We start from the raw sequence: 21,703 nt of genomic DNA, 5'->3' as shown, positions 1-21,703 counted from the left end.
AAACCGCAGCGGAATAATTAAAGTGCCAGCCTGATTTTCTCTGATTCGCGGGCGCCTTTGGCGACAAGTTCGATATAGCCACCGGCGGCAAAATCACCCTCGAGCTGCAACTTTGCGCCGCTGTAAATCCGGCCCTTTTGCTCCAGCGGCGCACACTGATCTTGCCGCTGGCAGTATTGCAACCCGCTTATTTCCGCATTGATATTGCCATTGTTCACGATCGCCAGAGCATCCGGAGCGGTCTTCTCCAGTTGCAGGTGGAAGCTTCCCGATTTTGGCTGCACGAAGATCAGCGCCTGGTAAGCCACCAGGATTTTCAGCGCGGTCTTGTCGGTTTTCAGATCGCCCACCACCGGCTTGAACGTCACCCGGTAGACTCTTTCCTTATCCAGCCCCTGCTCCAGGGACATCAAACGAAAGCGTTTTTGTTCACCCGCGGGAATCACCGCCTTTGACGGGCTTACCAGCAAGCGGAACTCTTTCGGGTCTACCACCCGCACCCGCTTTTCATCGGGCATACCCGGGTTATCCACACGGTAGATTTCCGTCTGCAGATAAAGCGTTTCCGCATCGGGATTCGTCACCACGATATCTTCACGGGAATTGGGCTGGTCGTTCAGGTAAAGAATGATCTTGTCCAGCGACATGGCGGCAAACACAGGCTGGGCCAGCAGGAGCAGCGCGGTGGCAAAAATGTGCTTCATAATCCGTTCGCAGCGTCTAGGAATATACTGACGCCATTTTAAGGGCAAGGAAGGGATAAGCAACCAGCCTGCGGGGCATTGAACGGTTGTCAGTTTTTACTATTGCGCGGCGATCAGAACGGTGGCGGTGGACCCGCTCTGCTGTGGCAGAGTGCCGAGATCAACACAGCTCTGCACACTGGTGTCACCCGCGAGGCTGGCCAGTGCAGATCCCGGCGCTGGCGTGCCCTGTCGCAACCAACTGACGACTAACTGACTTGCTGGTATCCGGCTCAGGCAGAGTTTGCCGGCGGATTCGGTGGCTTCCACCAACTGTGTTCTGGGGGGGATATTCAGGGTGATTCGTATTGAAGCGCTCGCGACGCGGCTTGCAGATTCTTGGTCAATTTGTTGTGCACGGCTCGCGTCTGTCTGCAGCAGGAACAGCAAACTCACAATCATGTGAATAACCGTCGTTCCCGTTTTTTTTCGCGAAAGGGATTCCGAAAAAATTCCCGGCAAATTTCCCTGTACCAACGGGCCAACCTCTAACACCTTGTTTCCGATCCATTCAGCATAGACCGCCGGTTTATTCGGTCCGCGGCAGGGAAAAAAGCCGCGTATCTTTTAACGCCACCACCTTCTTGCAAGCCGCTGTACAGCAACTATTTTCAAATAGAGATTTTGCGGTATCTCCCCACCTTCCCCATACAATAAAGCTGGCCCGGCAGGACTCCACTTAGATGTTGATTGCGCATTCAGGCGACAAAATCCACCATCCCGAAAATACCCTGGCGGCTTTTGAGGCTGCCCATGGTCTCGGCGCCTGTGCAATTGCCACCGAAGTGCAGTTCAGCCAGGAACGCACGCCCTGGTGTTGTGCCGGCAATGCACTGGATTTTTTCCCCGCCGGGATCTCGGCACCGTTGCACAAGTTGAAGGACCGCGACCTGAGGACCCTGCCCCTCTGCACCTTTCGCCAGCTGGTGGACTGGGCTAACCGGCACCGTCACCTGGAATGGTTTATCGAGCTGAATCCGCAGACGCTGCAGATGGTGGGCGCAGAGGCCGCAATTCGCCGGCTACGGGATGAAATTTTCAGCCCTGCGGACAATTTTGTGCTGGTGGCGGACAATCTTCGCAGCCTGCGCCTTGCCCGCAGCCTCGGCTTTGATCTGGTGGCGCTGAAAGTGCCGAGTGTTACCCGCTGTCTTTCCATGGAAGTAGTCACCTTGGCGCCGGATTACCTGTTCATCGATCAGGTTTCGGTGGACTGCCAGGAGCTGCCTCCCGGCCCCTGGCAGTGGGTGGTCCACGAAATCAACACCGCGCAGGGCGCGGTGCACTGGCATCACCGCGGCGCGCATCATATTCTGACAGGGAATCTGCCGCTGTTGATGCGCTCCCGGGAGGCCAGCAATGTCTATGGAATATGATGTTCTCGTCGTCGGTGCCGGCATTCAGGGCGCCGGTGTGGCGGAGGCACTGACCGCGGCCGGCTACCGGGTGGCGATTCTCGAGCAGGAATCCGTGGCCTATGGCACCTCTTCCCGCTCCTCCAAACTGATTCACGGCGGCCTGCGCTACCTGGAAAGCGGACAGTTTTCCCTGGTGTACGAGTGCCTGAAAGAGCGCAAATGGTTACTGGCGAACAAGCCTGATCTGGTACACATGGTGCCGTTCCTGATCCCGGTTTACCGCCACAGCCGCCGCCCGCCGTGGAAAATCCGCCTCGGTCTCACCATTTACGCACTGCTGGCCGGGCTGTTTTCCTCACAGTCCCGCTTTCGCTCCATCAACGTGCAGGATTACGAGGCACTCAACGGCCTTAACGGCGACGACCTGCTCGCGGTCTACCGCTACTACGACGCCCAGACCGATGACGCGGCACTGACCCAGGAGGTAATCCGCAGCGCCCTGCGCGGTGGCGCCGAACTGATCTGCCCCGCCAGCCTGGTTGGTGCGGAGGTAACGGACAAGTTTGTGCGCGTGGATTATTTCCACGAGGGCAAGCTGAATACCCTGCACTGCCGCTCACTGGTGAACTGCACCGGTCCGTGGATCGAGGACACCAACAGCAAGTGCACCCCCAGGGCCAAACTGCCGCCACTGGAGCTGGTGGCGGGCACCCATATCCAGGTGCCGTTAAAACTGGCCAACAAGATTTTTTACGTGGAAGCGGAAGACGGCCGCGCAGTGTTTGTAATGCCCTGGCAGGGCGAGACCCTGGTCGGCACCACCGAGCGCCCCTACCACGGCGATCCGTCGGAAGTTGCTCCGACCCTGGAGGAAAAGGCGTACCTGCTGCGCACCCTGAAGCAGTACTTCCCCGAAACCCGTCCACTGCAACTGAACGAACTCTCCGACAGCTTCGCCGGATTGCGCGTACTGCCCCACGCCAGCAGTAACCCCTTTTCCCGCAGTCGCGAAACCATGATCTGTTGCGACGACGACAAGCAACCGCACATTGTGGCGGTCGCGGGCGGCAAGCTCACCAGTTACCGCGCCACCGCGCGCAGCGTGCTGAAAAAACTGCGCCCGCACCTGGCCGCCAGCGACCACTGGTCACCCAATGCCAGCACCCAGACCGCCACTTCACCCGTGGATGCCAAAGAGCGCAATATCTGAACCCGGCATCAAAACATTAGGCGCCTCAGATATGCCACTGCATGGCCAACTGGCGATGAATTTCCGCGGGGACTCGGATTTTACATACGATCACATCGGTATTTCGTCACAGCCTCAATGTGACTAGAATCATCCTTCCAATAAACACAAACGAGGGATTGCCGTGAAAAAGCTGAGCGCTTTTATTGTTGGGGGACTGGTTTCTGCTTCGGCCTGGTCACAGGGCTACACGTACCAGGAGAGTGAATTCGCCTTTGACACGATAGTATCCGTGGCCACGGGCAAGGCAGATCTGGAGCATTCGGATGGGAATCAGGATATGCACAGCGTATCTGTGGCGCTGGATTTTCATCGTTTGCCGGTAGAAGTTGAGCTGAGCTATTACAACTTGCAGGACAGCTACCACTACCAGTCCTTCGAGAACGATGTACTGGTCGAGGACGAAAAATACGACGGCACTATCGACAACTGGGGTGTCTCCGGCAAGCTGGATCTCAGCTGGGACTGTCGTGCAGCCTGTGCCTACCTGATCGCCGGATACAACCTGGCCGATCTCAGCGCTGACGCCTATTACAACGGCGACAGACTCTACAGTTACTCCACCGATGCCAGCTACGCGCACTGGGGCGCCGGCTTCCGCTACGACTTCTCCCCGCACCTGCGCGCAAGCATCGAGTACCTGCAGTACGACATTGGCAAGCAAAAGCTTGATGGTAGCGATGGCCTTGCGATTGATTTCGGTAAAGCCAACGCGTGGCAAGCCGGTGTTGGTTACCGTTTCTGATCTGGTGAACCGCACCTGACAGGCGGCAGTTGGTTCCGGGCGGTTGGCAACGACCCAACCGCCCGGACAACCCACTTACAGGTCGCTGTTAACGGTCTGTGCTTTTGCTTAAGCCTTTTTGCCGAACGTCGCCGCTTCTGTATAAACTACCCTTCCATTCTGAAATAGGCGGATCTGCGCGGTATAGCGCACCCCACCCGTCGCGTTGTTACGCGCCCTGATGGTTGCCAGGATTCCAACTGGCACAAGCCATTTGCTGTACCGGAGAGGTACCATAATGGGCCGAGTTCAGAGAAACCGCTGTAAAATCAAGTAGTTATGCCAAACCCCCTGTCCCACCGCTTCTGTACCGCCCCCCTGATGGATTGGAGCGACCGTCACTGTCGCTATTTCTGGCGCCTGCTCAGCAAGAATGCGCTGCTCTACTCCGAAATGGTCACCACCGGTGCCATTCTGTTTGGCGACCGCGAGAGCCACCTGGATTTTGACGCGGCGGAGCAACCGCTGGCACTACAGCTCGGCGGCAGCGACCCGGACGATCTGGCGCGCTGTACGGAGATTGCCGAGCAGTGGGGATACAGTGAGGTGAACCTGAACTGCGGCTGCCCCAGCGACCGGGTCCTCAAGGGCCGCTTTGGCGCCTGCCTGATGGCGGAGCCGGACCTGGTGGCGGAATGCCTGGGCGCCATGCGCAGTGCGGTTTCGATTCCGGTGACGGTGAAACACCGTATCGGCATCGACGACATGGAGGATTACCCGGGACTGACGCGCTTTGTGGAAGCCCAGGCCCGCGCTGGCATCACCACCTTTATCGTGCACGCGCGCAAGGCGTGGCTGAATGGCCTTAGCCCGAAGGAAAACCGCGAGGTGCCGCCGCTCAAGTACGAGATGGTGTACCAGCTGAAGCAGGATTACCCCGACCTTGAAATTGTGCTGAATGGCGGCATCAATTCGCTGGAGGAGTGCCGGCAGCATTTACAGCAGCTCGATGGTGTTATGCTCGGGCGCGCGGCTTACCAAACGCCGAACATTCTCGCGGATGTGGATGCGGAACTGTTTGGCGGCGCACCGGGGCCGAGCCCGGCACAGGTGATCCGCGATATGCTGCCGTACATCGAGCGCGAGCTCGGCAAGGGCCAGCGGCTCAATCACGTTACCCGGCATATGATGGGCCTGTTTCAGGGCGTGCCCGGGGCGCGGCGGTTCCGCCGATACCTGAGTGAGCATGCACATACCGCGGGCGCGGGGCCGGAGGTACTTGAGCAGGCACTGGCGCTGGTGACCGACGCCGCCTGATCGACAAAAGAATCGAACCTGAATTTGAATAAGGAAGTGGGGAAGATGAATAAACTGGAACAACTCAAACGGCGCAGCCTGGTGGTTGCGGATACCGGTGATATCGAGGCGATCCGCCGCTACCACCCGCAAGATGCCACCACCAATCCCTCCCTGCTTTTAAAGGCGGCACAGCTGCCGCAATACCAACAACACCTGAAAGACGCCCTGGCGTGGGCGGAGCAGCGCGGTGGCGATGTGATCGCCGAGGCTTCCATGAAGCTCGCGGTGGCTATCGGCGGTGAAATCCTGCAGATCGTTCCCGGTGTGGTTTCCACCGAAGTGGATGCGCGCCTCTCCTTCGACAGCAGCGCCAGTGTGGAATACGCCCGCAAGCTGATCGCGCTGTACGAACAGGCCGGCGTAGGCCGCGAGCGCGTGCTGATCAAGCTCGCCTCCACATGGGAGGGCATTACCGCCGCCTCGGTACTGGAGCGCGAGGGTATCCACTGCAACCTGACCCTGCTGTTCGCCCAGTGCCAGGCCGTGGCCTGTGCGGAAGCCGGTGTTACCCTGATTTCGCCGTTCGTGGGCCGTATTCTCGACTGGTACAAGGCCAGCACCGGGCGCGATGACTACACTGCCCAAGATGACCCCGGCGTGCTGTCGGTGGCCAGTATTTACGAGTACTACAAGTCCCGCGGCTACCCGACCATCGTAATGGGAGCCAGTTTCCGCAACACCGGCGAGATCGAGGCACTGGCGGGTTGCGACAAGCTCACCATCAGCCCGCAACTGCTGCAGGAATTGCAGGACGATGAAGGTGAACTGGCGAGCGGCCTCGGCAGCGATATCGCCAGCCAGCCCCGCCCTGCAGCACCGCTCAGCGAAGCCGAGTTCCGCTACCAGCTGAATGCCGACGCCATGGCGACGGAGAAGCTGGCGGAAGGTATCCGCAACTTTGTGGCGGACCAGCTGAAGCTGGAAGAGCTGCTACAAAACGCGCGCTGAGCGCCGTCACTTTCATTAACGACAACATCACAAGGGGCACAACCATGCTGCATCAGATACGCAAGCTGTTCGACCAGATCGGCCGCGGAGACAGTGTGGAAGTGCACCCGGAAAAAGACGTGCGCATGATCAGCGCCGCACTGATGGCGGAAATCGCCACCGCGGATCACAAGGTAGACGAGCGCGAGCGACAGGTGCTGGTGCGCCTGTTGATGGATCACTACCAGTTGGACAGCGAGACCGCAGAGGAACTCATGCAGCGGGCGCTGTTAGAGCGCCACGAGGCCACGTCCCTGTACGAGTTCACCCAGACGGTCAACGACAATTTCAGCGAGCGGGACAAGTACCTGCTGGTGAAGCAGATGTGGCAGGTGGCGTTTGCAGATGGCGAGATTGATGCCTTCGAAGAGCACCTGATACGGCGGGTGGCGGAGCTGATCTACCTGCCCCACGGGTTGTTTACCCGCGCCCGCGCCGAGGCGAGGGACGGGAGCAACGGCGAGTAACGCCTTGCCCCCCGTGCAACCAGGTTAACCTGGCGAAATAAAAAGACCGCGCAGCCGGCTCAGTGGCTGGCGACTGACTTGTTTTCCTGGGCCTTGTGTTCCAAGGTGCCCTGCTCGCTCTCCAGCACATGCACCAGATCGCGGAAGGTATCTGCGTTTTTCTCGTTCAGGCTCATCAGCACACGATGGGCTTCCAACACCATTTCACGGGCACTGTGTTCATCGGGGGCATTGCACTTGAGCGGCGCGGGCTCGGCCCGGTAGGCATCGTTATCCGCGTCAGAGGAGAATTCCATCAGTTCGTCAAAGCCCATGGAGTCCAGCAGGTGCAGCAGACCGCGGTCTTCACACAGCACCAGGGGTTTGCCGCCTTTGTGTTCTGCACTGCGAATGGCGATCTTGGCCATCAAACCCAGCGTGGTGCTGTCGACCCCTTGGGTATCGTGCATATCGAACACCACGCCGCGAAAATCGTCGTGGGAAAACATCTTGCCGATATAGTTATCGAACGATGTACATAGATTGAGGCGCACATCTCCCACCAGTTTGACGACATAAATGCCCTGGTGGTCACCAACCATTATCTGCCCGGACTGCATAGTAACCTCAAACGCGCCCTACCCTGTTCCCGGGTGCGGGTGCGAGATGGAAAATTTGCGGCATTAACCGCGGCACAGTTCCTTGTGCAACTCAGGCCCGGCGACACTGATGAAAAAGCGTGCGCCTACCGGGCATGAAGTGGGCGGAGCTTACTCCTGCCCACTAGCGCTGACAAGACCGGTGTGAACGGGTTAGCAGGTTTGACCGGAAAGTCCGGACTTTGTCGCCCCGATTCCTTTCCGGGCCCCCGAAAATCCCGTTTACCGCACCAGTCTCAGGCAACGTCGATGAACCCACCGTGAACAGCAACTGGCTGTCATCGCGAAAAACAAGGCAAGAATCAGGCCGAATCGGAACTATCGGAGAGTATTTGACACTCAGGGATTGTCCTGGCGCAGGGTGAGAATGGTAATGTCGTCGGGGAAAGACTCCGCGGTATCCACCTTGAGTGCCGCGCACAGGCTGTCGAGGTCTCCGCGGCTGCGGTTGATGACCTCCAGCAGTTTCGCCTCCTTCTGCAGCAGATCGCCGCTGAGCAGCTCGAGTACACCATCGGAACAGGCCACCAGGCGCCAGCTGGCGGGCAGGCTGCAGTGGCGCACCTCCCACTCACCCTGTTTGAACAGCCCCAGCGGCCGGCCCTTGCCGGTAAGCCAGCGGGCGCCGTCGCTGGTGACCAATGCCGGCATAGGTACCTGCCCCGCCACCGCGTAGTGCAGCTGGCGCGCGCGGCTGTCCACAACTCCCACAAACATACTGGCGTGCTTGTCGAGCGCGGTGGAATTCAATTCGCGGTTGATCATTTCCAGAATACTGGTGATGTCCGTATCGATACTGTTGAGCTGGCTGAACAGCGTGCGCTCCCGCAACAGGTGCATGATGCTGTGCTTGATCAGCGCGGTCACCAGTGCCGAGGACACCCCGTGACCGGAGACATCCACCAGATAAAACGCCACAAAGCGCTCGCCGAACAGGCCGTAGTCGACGAAATCGCCACTCAGGTAGAGCGACGGCAACAGGCGGAATGCCGCCTCGATACCGGCGGGGTAGCGGAAGGGGGTGCGCGGCAGCAAATGCTGCTGCAACTGGCGGCCCGCTTCGTGGTCCCGCTGCAACAGCTCGATGTGCTCGTGCAGCTCGCGATTGCGCTCCTCGAGCTGGTGGCGGTATTCGCGGTTCTGCGCCGCGAGATCCCGCGCCTCCATAATCCGTGTCACCGCGTGTTCGATCACGTCTTCATCGGTGAAGGGTTTCAGCAGGTAGTCGCTCGCTCCCAGACGCAGGGCCTGCACCACGTCGTCCACCTCGCTGTTGCAGGCGAGCACTACCACCGGCGTATCCGGCGACAGGCGTTTTATCTTGCGCAGCACTTCCAGCCCGCCCATGTCCGGCAGGTGCAGGTCGGTAATGACGAGGTCGTATTTATCCGGGGAAAAGTGGCCGATGGCATCGACACCGCTCTCCTCATGGATCACGGTGTAACCGAGGCGCTTGAGCGTGGCGCACATCACTTCGTAGGACGGTTCGCCGGGGTCGCTCAGTAACAGGGTATGGCGGCCGGCAACCGCGGTTGCGGCGGCCGGTTCCTGGGTGCGGGCGTCAGAAATCGTATTCATCCAGATCGCCGCCGAAGTCGTCTTCCTGTTCACCGTCGTTGATCAGGAACTCGCGGCGCTGCAGGTAGGCGTCGCGCAACAGCACATAGCGATCGCCCTGCAGCAGGGATTCCGCCTGCAGCAGACTGGCGCGGGTCTGCACCACATCCACCATTTTCAATGTGTATTCAACGGAGTTTTCGTCCACATAGCTGAGCGGATTGGTGTACCACTGCACCACCTCACCGGGAAAATCCCGCACGGTGGACGGACCCAGTAACGGCACCACGACATAGGGACCGGATGGGGCACCCCACACCGCCAGGGTCTGGCCGAAATCCTCGCCGTCACTGGGTTCCAGCCCCATGTGCTGGGCCACGTCAAACAGGCCGACGAGCCCCACGGTGCTGTTTACCAGGAAGCGGCCGGTATCATTCCCCGCCTGACCCCATTTCCACTGCAGCACGTCGTTGAGGACGTTGTTGATCTCGGACAGGTTGGAAAAGAAGTTGGACACACCGGTCTGCATGAAGATCGGCGTGATCTGGCGGTAACTGGTGGCCGCAGGCTTCAGGAACCAGCGGTCGGCGGTGTCGTTGAAACGGAACATCGCGCGATTGAACCCCTCCCAGGGGTCGCGATCTTCCGGCTCTTCCGCACTGGAGAATTCATCCGCCGGGTCGAAGCCGTACTCGTCCTCCAGCTCTGAGCCGAAATCGTCCGACGCTTCGCCAGCGGCCGCAGGGGCGCCGCCTTCCGCAAAGGGGTCACTCTCCGACTCTACATCTGATGCGGGCGCGGTGTCTGATGCGGCCGCGGCGCTGTCAACGGCAGCCGAATCGGCCTTGTCGGTCGCGCTGTTCGCGGGTGAAGTGGCGGCCGGAGCTTCATCGGGCTGCTCGGCGAAAGGGTCTGACGCATCCTGCGCCATGGCCAGCGGAGCCGACAGCAGTGCGGTCAGGGCCCAGGTGGTAAGCTGTGTGCGTTCAAGCAAATCCCTGCTCCTCGCAAGATAATTTCGATTGTTCAAACCAGGATCTTAGTTTCCATTTGCGCGCGATTTTAGCACTGGCCGTTATGGCAGCATAGCAGCTGGCACTTTTGGCCAATGGTATTGAACGCTCAGCCACGTCCGGACGACGCAATTTGTGCGGCAAGGCGGGGCTCAGGATGGCCTGAATCCCGCAATAATGTCCAAGCTGAGCAACTTTCCCAGCAGTTCAGCGCCGAAATCCAGCAATTGATCCGGATCGGGGTGCTGCATGTCTCGCGCCAGCTGCTGCAACAACTGGCGCCCGGTATTCGCCCCACCCGTGTCCGCCCCAGCGGCCAGTTGCAGCAGGTGTGCGGTGGCGGCACTGGCTTCGAGAAAGCCCACCTGGTCTGCGCGATTGCGATAAACCACCAGGAACGTCGGTGATGGCGGCGCCTGTTGCGGCTGGAAATCGGCCCCGAGCTGATGCACCGGAAACTGGTAACTGAGGCTCCACGCCAGTGGTGACACCACCGGCACCCAGTCGAGCAGTTGTGTGCGGTCCGGATTGCGTTGCAACCCCGCGGGGAATTCCTCCTCGCTCACATCCAGCGCCAGCTCCACCCATTCGTAGTGCGCGAGTTCCAGCATAAAGGGCGGGTCATCCGCGCTCGCGGGGCTCTGCGCACGCTCCTCCTGCAGGTAGTGCAGGAACTCCTCGCTGATCTGCAGGAAATACGGGCTGTGGGATTGGTGACGGTGCACAAAGTCCCGCACCATGGCGTGCCACTGCTCGTCATCCAGAATACTGCGCAGCACCGGGAAACCGCTGGCGATAAAGGATTCGATGTTGTTGTAAATAAGATCCCGATAGATACCCATGCGGCGGTCTTCAATCGACGCCGGCGCCGGGTTTTCATCGGGCTTGCGCAGGTGGGCGGCAAATTTCCGCTGGGTTTCACGGAAGTCCGCGCTGGTGCAGGTATCGGTATTCGCCCCGGTGTTATCGGCCAACGGGTACCTCTGCGCGCTCCTGATCCTTCGGGTTTGCACTTACCGTGCCCTGAAGTGCTGCATTTTGATAATCGCGGATACGCGTGATTTCCCCGCACAGTTCCGGCAATGGCGGAATATTGAAATCCCGCTCCAACAGCGTGGGAATAGCACCGAACTCTTCGTAGGCGCGCTGCAGCAATTGCCACACCGGGTCAATCACCGCGGCGCCGTGGGTGTCCACCTTGAGGTCGTCCGCCTCGTCAAAGTGCCCGGCCACATGGGCGTAACGGATTCGCTCTGCGGGCAGGCCGCACAGGAATTCCAGCGGATCGTAGCGGTGGTTGATGGCGTTGACATAGATATTGTTAACGTCGAGCAACAGGTCGCAGTCCGCCTCCGCGAGTACGGCGTTCAGAAATTCCAGCTCGCTCAGTTCCGGCTCCGGACCGACGCGGGGCGCCGCATAGTAGGACACATTTTCCATGGCAATGCGCTGCTCGAGGAGGTCCTGTACCCGGCGGATACGCCCTGCCACGTAGTGCACCGCCTCTTCGGTAAACGGGATGGGCAGCAGATCGTAGAGATGACCGTGATCCGAACAGTAGCTCAAATGCTCGCTGTAGCAGCGGATGTTGTGCTCGCGCATGAAGGCCTTGATGGACAGCACCAGTGCCTCGTCCAGCGGCGCCGGCGAGCCGATAGAGAGCGACAGGCCGTGGATCACGAAGGGAAAGCGCTCGGTGTACTCGCGCAGCCAGCGGCCGTAGCGGCCACCCACACCGATCCAGTTCTCCGGCGCCACCTCGAGGAAGTCCACCTGCGCAGGCAGAAGCTCCTCGCCCATCATCGAGCGCCGCAGGCCCAGGCCTGCGCCAGTTACCGGATATTCGCGCGCATTGTTCGACATGCTTGCCTGGAATTTGTTTATTTTGCGGGTTGCGGAGCGCCCAGCAATCCGATCACAGCGGGGATTGCCGGGCACAGTGAGATATCAGGTGGGATCGGTACCGCACTTGCCCTCACCGCATTTGCCTTCTTTTTTCTTGCCTTCGTCCTTTTTACCTTCGCCGCAAGTTCCCTCTTTCTTTTTACCTTCTCCGCAAGTTCCCTCTTTCTTTTTCCCTTCCCCGCACTTGCCTTCTTTATCCTTGCCCTCTCCGCATTTCCCCTCTTTCTGCTTGTCGTCCTGCACAAATTTCAGGTTGTAGCCAGCGGAAAGTTCGGTGGCGCTGAATGGATTGGCCGAGGTGGAAACACTCAGGGTGGCGGAAGCCACAAATGCCGCACCTACGGCGGCGGCGAGTGGCAGGCTCTTTTTGTTCATGACGATCTCCTGTAGACCAAAGCCTTGGTCTCGGTGAGTTGATCTGGATAAGTGAAACAAATGTCCAAGGCGGCGCGTAAACCGCCGCCCCCGGATTATAGTTTCCCGTCAACAACTTGGGAGTTCAGTCAGACCAACGGTTCACACGCAAGGTTCAACGGAAACCCAATGCGCTGCCAAAGTTGTGAACCAGCGCGCGCCAAACTGACATCAGCCCGCCTGCCTGTCGGCCCACATTTTGCGCAGGCGCTTGATCGACACCGGCATCAAGGTTTTCAGAGTCTGCGCAAACAGCGAGACACGAAATTCCTCCAGCATCCAGCGGTACTGCACCAGTGCCGGGTCGCCGGCCAGTAACAGGGGCTCGCTCTTGCTGGCCTCCGCCTGGTAGGGCTCTTCCGCCTCCTGGTACTCGGCGATGAGGCGGCGATCGCGGTTGGCGTCGAGGGCGGCCTTCTCCAGGCGCAACTCGATCCCTTTCAGGTAGCGACCGTACTGGCGCAGCCATTCCAGCGGTGTGTGGAACAGGAAGCCGCGGTAGAACAGTCCGCCGAGCTGGCGATTGATGTCCGCCACCGCCAGGGCCACCACCAGATTTTTCTGCTGCTTGATCTGTTTGCGCAGCGGCACCAGTTGCGCCAGCACTTTCACCAGCAATTCGCCGATTTCCTGCGCGGTCGCCACCAGCTGTTCGCGCTTCTCCAGCGCGGCGAGAAACTCCTCCTCACTGCGCGGCCAGTGTTCATCGGCCCAGAAGCACTCGCGCACGGCCGCCATCAGGATATCGTCCGCCACCTCATCACGGCGACCGAGGTCTGCGGCACTCAGGCCCAGTTCCTTGCCCTTGAGCAGCTCCTTGCGCAGGTATTTCACCGGCTCCGGCAGATGCAGTATGGCGAGGCGACAGATGCCCGCACGGGTGAGACGGCGGGCTTCTTCCGGGTTGTCCAGCAGACGCAGGTCCACGCTCTCCTTGCCAGCAATCAGCGCGGGATAGGCGCGCACCTTGAGCCCGCCCTGGTCCAACTGGTGGGTTTCCGGCAGGTCGCCGAAGTCCCAACTGGTAATTCCGGCGCGCTCGAAATCGTCACCGGCGCTGGCGATTTCCTGCTGAACCCGGTCGCGATAGCGCAATTGCAGGGTTTCCAGATCCCGCGCCTGATCCAGCAGTTTGCCCTTCTCATCCAGCACCTGGATATTGAAGCGGTAGAAATCCTCCAGCCCCTGCTCCGCAGATTTCCACGCGTCATCCGGCAGATCCACCGCGGTCTGCCGTTTGAGCTCGTGGCCGAGCGCCTGCCACAGCGGTGTGTTTGCGGCCTGTAGCCGCGGCAGCGCCTTGTCGACCGCCGCCGGTACCGGCACAAAATGTTTGCGGTACTGCTTGGGCAGGTTTTTCACCAGCGCGATGCACTTGTCGCGCAATATGCCCGGCACCACCCACTGCAGGCGCGCCGCCGGCACCTGGTGCAGGGCGCCGACGGGCACCAGAATACTCACGCCATCGTCCACACTGCCCGGTTCGAAGTGATAGCTCAGCGGATATTCGATACCGCCACTGGTGAGCGAATCCGGGAACTGGGCCTCGCCCACATGGCCCGCATCCTGCTGCATCATCAGTTCGCGGGGGATAAACAGCAGTTGCGGATCTTTTTGCTCCGCCTGCTTGCGCCATTTATCAAACCCCGCGAGGTTGAAGATATCCGCGGGCAGGCGCTCGTCGAAGAAGCGGAACACCACTTCATCGTCCACCACAATGTCGCGGCGGCGGGACTTGGCCTCGAGATCTTCAAGCTCCGCCAGCAGGTCTTTGTAGTGCTGGAAAAATTTGCCCTTGCCGCGGTAGCGCTGTTCTACCAGAGCCTCGCGGATAAACACCTCGCGCGCGGTGGTGGGATCGAGCTTGCCGTAATGGATACGCTGCTTGTCCACCAGTACCAGCCCGTACAGCGTGACTTTTTCAAACGCCATCACTGCGCCCGAGCGCGGGTTGTAGTGCGGTTCGAAATAATTGCGCTTGACCAGGTGCTCGGAACAACCGAGCACCCACTCCGGTTCAATCTTGGCGACGGTGTGCGCATACAGCCGGCTAGTTTCCAGCAACTGCGCCGCGACCACCCAGTGTGGCGGCTTTTTGTATTGGCCGGAGCCCGGGAAAATATGGAATCGGCGGTTGCGGCAACCGAGGAATTCCTTGTTTTCGTCCTTTACACCGATATTGCCGAGCAACCCGGGCAGGATCGCCTTGTGCACACTGGTGTAGTCCGCGGGTTCGCGGTTCATCTTCAAATCCAGGTCGCGGATGGCGAGGCGCAGCTGGTGGTGGATGTCTCGCCACTCCCGCAACCGCAGCCAGCTCAGGTAATTTTTCTGGCACCACTTGCGCAGCTGGCTCGCGCTCAGCTCCTGGCGCTGGGCCTCGTAGCCGTCCCACAGGGTTACCAGGGTTAGGAAGTCCGAGTGTTCGTGCTCCCACTGTTTGTGCTTTTCGTCCGCCGCCTGACGCTTCTCCGCCGGGCGCTCACGCGGGTCCTGTACCGCGAGCGCGCTGACGATGATCAGCAGCTCGCGCAGGCTGGCGGTCGCGCCGGATTCCACCAGCATACGCGCGAGACGCGGGTCCAGCGGCAGGCGCGACAGCGCCCGCCCCAGCTGTGTGACTTGCCCCTTGCCGTCCACCGCCTGCAACTCCTGCAACAGGCTGTAGCCGTCGTTGATCAGGCGCTGGTCCGGTGGATCCACAAACGGGAAATCGCGGATATCGCCGATGCGCAGTTGCAGCATCTGCAGAATGACCGCCGCGAGATTGGTGCGCAGGATTTCCGCATCGGTAAATTCCGGGCGCTGCAGGTAATCGCTCTCCTCGTACAGGCGGATACACACACCGGCACTGACGCGCCCGCAGCGGCCCGCGCGCTGGTTGGCACTGGCCTGGGAGATGGGCTCCACCGGCAGGCGCTGGATCTTGCTGCGGTAGCTGTAGCGGCTGATACGCGCGGTGCCCGGGTCGATCACATAGCGGATACCGGGCACGGTGATGGAGGTTTCCGCCACGTTGGTAGCCAGCACGATACGACGGCCCTTGTGCGGGGCGAAGACCCGGCTCTGCTCGGCGAGACTGAGGCGCGCGTACAGCGGCAGCACATCGATATGCTGCAGCTGCGCATCCCGCAGCGCCTTGGCGCACTCGCGAATTTCGCGCTCGCCGCTCATAAACACCAGGATGTCGCCGCCACGGCGCGGGGAGGATTTCTCCTCCTGCAGCAGTTCTTCCACCGCGGCGATCACCTGTTCGTTCAGGTCGGCGTCGCTGTCCGCCGACGGACGGTAGTGGATATCCACCGGATAGGTGCGACCGGAGACTTCAATAATCGGTGCATCGTCGAAATGCCGGGAAAACTTCTCCAGGTCGATGGTGGCGGAGGTAATAATGACTTTCAGGTCTGGGCGCTTCGGCAGCAGGGTTTTCAGATAACCCAACAGGAAATCGATATTGAGGCTGCGCTCGTGGGCCTCGTCGATAATCAGCGTGTCGTAGTTATTGAGCAGCGGGTCGCGCTGAATTTCCGCCAGCAGGATACCGTCGGTCATCAGCTTGATGTGGGTGTGCTCGGTGCTCTGGTCGGTAAAGCGCACCTGGTAACCCACCGAGTCACCCAGTGCCTGGCCCAGCTCCTCGGCAATGCGATTGGCCACGGTGCGCGCGGCGATCCGCCGCGGCTGGGTGTGGCCGATCTGGCCGAAAATACCCCGCCCCAGTTCAAGGCAGATTTTTGGCAGCTGGGTGGTCTTGCCGGAACCGGTCTCCCCCGCCACCACCACAACCTGGTTTGCCGCAATCAGCTTGGCAATCTCATCCCGCCGCGCCACCACCGGCAGCCCTTCCGGCCACTCAACCTTCGGTAGTTTTTGTCGACGCGCTGCCGCCAGTGCCACCGATTTGGCCACTTCCTCTTCCAGCTGCATCAGCATCCGGTCCGCGGGCTTGCCCTCTTTCAGGCGGCGACGGGCGTTGCTCAGGGTGCGTTGCAGGCGCACGCGATCGCGCCCCATACACTGGGGCAACAATTGCTCGATGGGCTGCAGGGCCTTGGGTGAGCGGGGGCTGGCGGAATCTTGACTCATGTGTGACTGGCAATCCGGGAAAATACTGCAAACCGGCGATTATACCCGCTGGGGAGCGTAGAAATCTGTCCCTAAACTTGCGGGCGTTACGTCTGACCTATACTCAGGTCAGCGGCGCGCATTACAACCCCATTTTCGTTACTGACGCGCCACAAATTTCCAATGCCTGAACCCCAGGTCGGTCTTCCGCAGCCTGTATTCGCCAGTGCGAGCTAGTTATAGGAGCGCGCCCATGCAAGATCTCAAACCAAAACCCCCAGCCTCGGCCGGAGACATGATGGGGCACCCGAAAGGGTTGTTCCTGCTGTTCGGCACCGAGATGTGGGAGCGCCTCAGCTTTTACGGGATGCGCGGCATTTTCGTGTTCTACCTCACCTCCGCGGCCACCGCGGCGGTGTTTGGTTGGGAAGCGCTTTCCGACACGGAGCTGCAATCCAAGGCGCTCACCTATCTGGGCTGGTACGCGATGCTGGTGTACCTGACGCCGATCATCGGCGGCTGGATGGCGGACAACCAGTGGGGGCAGCGGCGCTGCATCATGTTCGGCGGGGTGCTGATGATGCTGGGGCAGTTTGCCCTCGGTTTCCCGCACAGTTGGCTACCGAACGGTTCCGAGATCTACATGCTGTGGCTCGGCCTGGCACTGATGATCATCGGCAACGGTTTCTTCAAACCGAATATTTCCACCATGGTGGGCGACCTCTACGAGGAGGGCGACCGGCGCCGGGATACGGCATTCACGATTTTCTATATGGGGATCAACATCGGCTCGATTCTCGGCTATCTGGTGATTGGCTGGATCGGCGAAAAGGTCAATTACCAGTTGGCATTTTTCGTGGCCGGTCTCGGCATGCTGCTGGGCCTGATTCTGCAGATGACCCAGTCGGACAGGCTGCTCGGTGAAATCGGCAAACAGCCGTCGGCGAAACTCGGCCTGCGTGCCAACCTGGACGCGGACAAGAAGCGCCCGCTGACACTGGAGGAGCGGGATCGCATCAAGGTGATTCTGATCCTCGGCCTGTTTACGGTTATTTTCTGGGCCGGGTTCGAACAGGCCGCGGGCTCCATGAACCTGTTCGCCAAATACAATACCGACCTGCACATTTTCGGGTTTGAAATTCCGGCGAGCTGGCTGCAGATGGTAAACCCGCTATTCATCATCATTCTCGCCCCCGTTGTGGCAAGTATCTGGGTAGGCCTCGGTTCCCGCGAGCCGACGTCTCCGGCGAAATTTTCCATGGGCCTTATTTTCCTGGGACTCGGCTTTGTCTCCATGGTGGGCGCGGCACTGCAAATTGGCGATTCAGAAACCGTAAAAGCGAGTCCCTGGTGGCTGGTGGTGGCGTATATCTTCCACACCATGGGTGAGTTGTGTCTGTCGCCGATCGGCTTGTCCATGGTGACGAAGCTGGCACCGGTACGCTATCTGTCGTTGATGATGGGTTTGTGGTTTGCGTTCATCGGTATTGCCAACAAAGGCGCGGCGGAGATCGGTAAGTTGGTGGGCGAATCAGGTCCGCTGGCTACCTTCGGCGGTGTGGCCGCGGCGGCGATTATTGCGGGGATTATTCTGTTCTTCCTGCGTGAGAAGCTGGTGGACTGGATGCACGGTGCCGAGGAAGATCACACTGTGTTGAAGGATACTACCAAAGAGGAATTCGGTATCACCGCGGATCACGATGTTGCGCCGAAACAGAAGTTCAGGGGGTAAATTCGGCGCTACGAATTTTGATTTGTGGCGGTGACGCTACCGGGTACAGCTTTGTGAGACACGCCGTGAACCCATCCATGGGGGCTCTTCCGCGAGGTCCCTCTCGCGGAAGGTCTCACAAAGCTGTACCCGGCATCGCCACCTTCAACTTGACCTGAATTACTTCGGTCCAATTTCAATACAAAAAGCAATTAATTCGAAGTCCAACACTTTGATTTGAAGGCAGGGTGCCGGGTGCGGGTTTTCAGGAGCGTCGCAAACAGGATGTTTGCGCCGCAGCGCCCAGGGATGGGTTCACAGCGGTCCTGAAAACCCGCACCCGGTGCCCTGCCGCCACCATAGAATTTCGGAGCACCCTTATCGGGACTTAAAACAACTACCGGCCTTTAACCAGATAGGCAATCGCCTTATCCAACCCCTCAATCGTCATCGGATACATATGCCCGTTTACCAGTCGCTGGGCCATGCCGATACTTGCGGTGTACTGCCAGTATTCTTCTGAAGTCGGGTTAAGCCAGACAAGCTTTTCGTAGGTGTTGGTTACCCGCTGCATCCACGCCGCACCGGGCTCTTCATTCATGTGCTCAACACTGCCGAAGCGGCTGGTGATTTCGTAGGGCGCCATGGAAGCGTCGCCGACAAAAATTACCTTGTAGTCTTTACCGTAGGTACGCAACACCTCCACCAGCGGGGTAGATTCGCTGTAGCGGCGCACATTGTCTTTCCACACGTGTTCGTAGATGAAATTGTGGAAATAAAAATATTCCAGGTGTTTGAACTCACTGCGGCAGGCCGAGAAGAGCTCCTCGCACTGCTTCACGTAGGGGTCCATCGAGCCGCCCACGTCGAAGAAGATCAGCACCTTCACTGCATTGTGCCGCTCCGGCACCATCTTGATATCCAGCAGGCCTGCATTGCGGGCGGTGGAGCGGATGGTGTCATTGAGGTCCAGCTCTTCCGCGGCACCGGTGCGGGCGAATTTGCGCAGCTTGCGCAGTGCTACCTGGATATTGCGGGTGCCGAGACTGATGCTGTCGTCGAGGTTGCGGAACTGGCGTTTTTCCCAGACCTTGGATGCCGACTTGTTGCGACTCTCGCCGCCGACGCGAATGCCGCCGGGGTGATAGCCGCTGTTGCCAAACGGACTGGTACCGCCGGTACCGATCCACTTGTTGCCACCGCTGTGACGCTTCTTCTGCTCTTCCAGCCTTTTCTTGAACTCCTCCAGCAGCTTTTCCAGCCCACCCATGGATTCAATCTTGGCTTTTTCTTCTTCGCTCAGCTGCTTGATAAATTCCGCCCGCAACCAGTCTTCCGGGATCATCTGCTCGAGAATATCGTCGAGGGTTTCCAGATCCTTGAAATAGGCGGCGAAGGCGCGGTCGAATTTATCGAAGTGTTTTTCGTCTTTGACCAGACAGGTACGGGCGAGGAAATAGAACTCGTCCAGGTTGGCATAGACCAGGCGCTGTTGCAGGGCCTCCAGCAGTGAAAGCAGCTCGGTAATGGAAACCGGGAGCTGGTAGCGGCGGAGATTCAGGAAAAAGCCGATAAGCATTGGACTTAGCGCCCTTCGCGACGCGCCATGAACGCCAACCGCTCCAGCATATGCACATCCTGCTCGTTTTTCAGCAGAGCGCCATACAGCGGCGGAATCGCGGAAGTGGTATCGCGATTTTTCAGCACTTCCTCGGGAATATCGTCCGCCAGCAACAGCTTCAGCCAGTCGATCAGTTCAGAAGTGGAAGGCTTTTTCTTCAGCCCCGGAATCTCGCGAATCTGGAAAAACATATCCATCGCTTCCGCCACCAGCTCCTTCTTGATATCCGGATAATGCACATCCACGATTTTCTGCATGGTCGCGCGGTCCGGGAAACTGATGTAATGGAAAAAACAGCGGCGCAGGAACGCGTCCGGCAGTTCTTTTTCATTATTGGAAGTGATGATCACGATCGGCCGATGCTTGGCTGTGATGGTCTCGCCAGTTTCGTACACAAAAAACTGCATACGGTCGATCTCCACCAGAAGATCGTTGGGGAACTCGATATCCGCCTTGTCGATTTCATCAATCAGCAGCACAACGCGCTCGTCCGCCGCAAAGGCCTCCCACAGCTTGCCCTTCTTGATGTAATTGCCGATATCGTGCACCCGGTCCACCCCCAGCTGGGAATCCCGCAGGCGTGACACCGCATCGTATTCGTACAATCCCTGCTGCGCTTTGGTCGTGGACTTGATATGCCACTGGATCAGCTTCAGGCCGAGGCTACTTGCCACCTCCTCGGCCAGCAGGGTTTTGCCGGTGCCCGGCTCGCCCTTGATCAGCAGCGGGCGCTGCAGGGTAACCGCCGCGTCCACCGCCATCTGCAGGTCGTCGGTGGCGACATAACTGTCGGTTCCGGTGAATTTCATGGCTGCTCCGAATTCTCAAGGATCGAAAAGCACTCATGGTAAAGGAAGCCCGGAAATGGGCCAAAGGCGGAAACGGTCAGATTGGATGACGGCAGTGGCCGCACCCGCACTGGATGCGACCAATATTTGAAATTGAGTCAGGAAATTGCGGCGATCTGCTCCGGTGCGCTTGTTTAGGCGCTCTGATTACGCGACCTGGGCGCGGCGGCGGCGCACCACCTGGCGGCCCTTGTCGGTGATATACCAGCGGATGCCCAGGTGACTGTGGATCTTGCCCACCATTTCCAGCACCAGCAGGCTGTTCAGGGCGCGGGCCACGGAGTTGGTTTCCATATTGCCCTCCTGCACCATGCCGGCGAGGGAGCGGAACACACAGTCACCGTTGTTCAACAGGCCGAGTACATGCAGGGCGTTGTCGTCGAGCTTGCGGATCTGGTTGAAATCCAGCGTCGGCCCCTGCTCCGGGTCCCCTTCGATCTCGTGCTCCAGCAGCGGCATCATTTCCAGCTGCATCGCGCGGATTTCCTGCTCCAGGTTTTCCACCCGGGCGCGCGCGATACTGGCATCCCGCAGCTGGCGGCGCGCGGCATTGAACACGAACATGCGCGAGGCGATGGCGGCGAGCAGGCAGTAGCCGGTAAAAATCAGCAGCCGCGACGGATCGCCCTGGATTTCGATCAGCAGGTCGCTCTGGGTGAATTTGAGGAAGATAGGCACCATCAAAGCGCCGCAAAGGCCCATGATCAGGCAGCGGGCGAGACCAGCGGGGTCTTCTTCGGTGAACAGCATCTGATAGTAGTTGACCAGGCCCCCGAGAATACCGGAGACCAGCATGACCGCAGTCAGAATTAGCAGGTGGTCGAGCATCCCTGTCCCTTCATTCCATGCACAGCGCAGACACTGTACGTGTTCTGTGGTGTTTTGTCGTTCTGTTAGTTTTTTGGATCCTGCGTCCTGGCCCGTCAATGTGCCATTCGGCGCCACGCAATCACGCAGTCCCATTCCCGGGACGGATTGTTGCGGGCTCTAATAGATATAGCAGTTACCGGGAAAATTCGCGGCAGCAGAGTGGAGTGGGGAGAA

At 59.4% G+C, this 21,703-nt stretch carries 19 protein-coding genes; 7 read left to right on the top strand and 12 right to left on the bottom strand.

Translation table 11 applies throughout. From position 1 onward, the window contains the following. Positions 1-17: 17 nt before the first annotated feature. Positions 18-704, bottom strand: a complete 687-nt coding sequence (locus R5R33_RS13860; protein WP_318953294.1) for a fimbrial biogenesis chaperone — start codon at positions 702-704, stop codon at positions 18-20. Positions 705-803: 99 nt separating this feature from the next. Continuing rightward, positions 804-1,238, bottom strand: coding sequence for a hypothetical protein (locus R5R33_RS13855; RefSeq protein ID WP_318953293.1), 435 nt, complete (start codon positions 1,236-1,238; stop codon positions 804-806). Between the two features lie 188 nt (positions 1,239-1,426). Between R5R33_RS13855 and R5R33_RS13850 the strand changes: the two genes are divergently transcribed. From R5R33_RS13850 to R5R33_RS13825, 6 genes are all read left to right on the top strand, one after another. After that, entirely contained in the window at positions 1,427-2,119 is a 693-nt protein-coding gene (locus R5R33_RS13850; RefSeq protein WP_318953292.1) for a PI-PLC domain-containing protein, read from the top strand. Continuing rightward, on the top strand, positions 2,103-3,311 hold the full coding sequence (locus tag R5R33_RS13845) for a glycerol-3-phosphate dehydrogenase/oxidase (RefSeq protein WP_318953291.1): 1,209 nt from the start codon (positions 2,103-2,105) through the stop codon (positions 3,309-3,311). The genes R5R33_RS13850 and R5R33_RS13845 overlap by 17 nt, the downstream gene beginning before the upstream one ends. A 163-nt stretch (positions 3,312-3,474) precedes the next feature. Next, complete coding sequence (locus tag R5R33_RS13840; RefSeq protein WP_318953290.1) at positions 3,475-4,095, top strand: outer membrane protein; 621 nt, start codon at positions 3,475-3,477, stop codon at positions 4,093-4,095. Positions 4,096-4,413: 318 nt separating this feature from the next. Next, a complete protein-coding gene (dusA, locus tag R5R33_RS13835; RefSeq protein ID WP_318953289.1) occupies positions 4,414-5,391 on the top strand; it encodes a tRNA dihydrouridine(20/20a) synthase DusA in 978 nt (325 codons plus the stop codon). Positions 5,392-5,436: 45 nt separating this feature from the next. Beyond that, the gene (gene tal, locus R5R33_RS13830) at positions 5,437-6,381 is read left to right on the top strand and encodes a transaldolase (protein ID WP_318953288.1); all 945 of its coding nucleotides are present in this window, start codon (positions 5,437-5,439) and stop codon (positions 6,379-6,381) included. A gap of 44 nt (positions 6,382-6,425) precedes the next feature. After that, positions 6,426-6,887: a tellurite resistance TerB family protein gene (locus R5R33_RS13825; protein WP_318953287.1), complete on the top strand. Its 462-nt coding sequence runs from the start codon at positions 6,426-6,428 to the stop codon at positions 6,885-6,887. A gap of 59 nt (positions 6,888-6,946) precedes the next feature. Here R5R33_RS13825 and R5R33_RS13820 read toward each other — a convergent pair whose 3' ends face one another. The 7 genes from R5R33_RS13820 to hrpA form a co-directional block, all read right to left on the bottom strand. Further along, positions 6,947-7,486, bottom strand: a complete 540-nt coding sequence (locus R5R33_RS13820) for an STAS domain-containing protein (protein ID WP_318953286.1) — start codon at positions 7,484-7,486, stop codon at positions 6,947-6,949. 378 nt (positions 7,487-7,864) lie between these two features. After that, entirely contained in the window at positions 7,865-9,103 is a 1,239-nt protein-coding gene (locus R5R33_RS13815; protein ID WP_318953285.1) for a PP2C family protein-serine/threonine phosphatase, read from the bottom strand. Beyond that, positions 9,087-10,076 carry an MlaA family lipoprotein gene (locus R5R33_RS13810; protein WP_318953284.1) on the bottom strand — a complete coding sequence of 330 codons (990 nt, stop codon included), beginning with the start codon at positions 10,074-10,076 and terminating at the stop codon, positions 9,087-9,089. The genes R5R33_RS13815 and R5R33_RS13810 overlap by 17 nt, the downstream gene beginning before the upstream one ends. Before the next feature lie 171 nt (positions 10,077-10,247). Continuing rightward, positions 10,248-11,069 carry an HvfC family RiPP maturation protein gene (locus tag R5R33_RS13805; RefSeq protein ID WP_318953283.1) on the bottom strand — a complete coding sequence of 274 codons (822 nt, stop codon included), beginning with the start codon at positions 11,067-11,069 and terminating at the stop codon, positions 10,248-10,250. Further along, on the bottom strand, positions 11,059-11,958 hold the full coding sequence (locus R5R33_RS13800) for an HvfB family MNIO-type RiPP peptide maturase (RefSeq protein ID WP_318953282.1): 900 nt from the start codon (positions 11,956-11,958) through the stop codon (positions 11,059-11,061). The genes R5R33_RS13805 and R5R33_RS13800 overlap by 11 nt, the downstream gene beginning before the upstream one ends. An 84-nt stretch (positions 11,959-12,042) precedes the next feature. Further along, positions 12,043-12,375 (bottom strand): HvfA family oxazolone/thioamide-modified RiPP metallophore, encoded by a 333-nt coding sequence (locus tag R5R33_RS13795; RefSeq protein ID WP_318953281.1) that lies wholly within the window; start codon positions 12,373-12,375, stop codon positions 12,043-12,045. Positions 12,376-12,585: 210 nt separating this feature from the next. After that, positions 12,586-16,500 (bottom strand): ATP-dependent RNA helicase HrpA, encoded by a 3,915-nt coding sequence (gene hrpA, locus R5R33_RS13790; RefSeq protein ID WP_318953280.1) that lies wholly within the window; start codon positions 16,498-16,500, stop codon positions 12,586-12,588. Between the two features lie 232 nt (positions 16,501-16,732). Here hrpA and R5R33_RS13785 point away from each other — a divergent pair, with 232 nt between their 5' ends. Beyond that, positions 16,733-18,211 carry a peptide MFS transporter gene (locus R5R33_RS13785; RefSeq protein ID WP_318953279.1) on the top strand — a complete coding sequence of 493 codons (1,479 nt, stop codon included), beginning with the start codon at positions 16,733-16,735 and terminating at the stop codon, positions 18,209-18,211. A 376-nt stretch (positions 18,212-18,587) separates the two neighbouring features. Here the strand turns inward: R5R33_RS13785 and R5R33_RS13780 are convergent, their stop codons facing one another. From R5R33_RS13780 to R5R33_RS13770, 3 genes are all read right to left on the bottom strand, one after another. Further along, positions 18,588-19,769 (bottom strand): vWA domain-containing protein, encoded by a 1,182-nt coding sequence (locus R5R33_RS13780; RefSeq protein WP_318953278.1) that lies wholly within the window; start codon positions 19,767-19,769, stop codon positions 18,588-18,590. A gap of 5 nt (positions 19,770-19,774) precedes the next feature. Then, positions 19,775-20,620: an AAA family ATPase gene (locus R5R33_RS13775; RefSeq protein ID WP_318953277.1), complete on the bottom strand. Its 846-nt coding sequence runs from the start codon at positions 20,618-20,620 to the stop codon at positions 19,775-19,777. A gap of 186 nt (positions 20,621-20,806) precedes the next feature. Further along, on the bottom strand, positions 20,807-21,487 hold the full coding sequence (locus tag R5R33_RS13770) for a YEATS-associated helix-containing protein (protein ID WP_318953276.1): 681 nt from the start codon (positions 21,485-21,487) through the stop codon (positions 20,807-20,809). Positions 21,488-21,703 lie beyond the last annotated feature (216 nt).

It is taken from the genome of Microbulbifer pacificus (assembly GCF_033723955.1).
In the GTDB taxonomy this organism is placed as follows: Bacteria; Pseudomonadota; Gammaproteobacteria; order Pseudomonadales; family Cellvibrionaceae; genus Microbulbifer; species Microbulbifer pacificus.
Note: the sequence above shows the minus strand (reverse complement) of the source record. Positions and strands in the feature narration are given on the sequence as shown.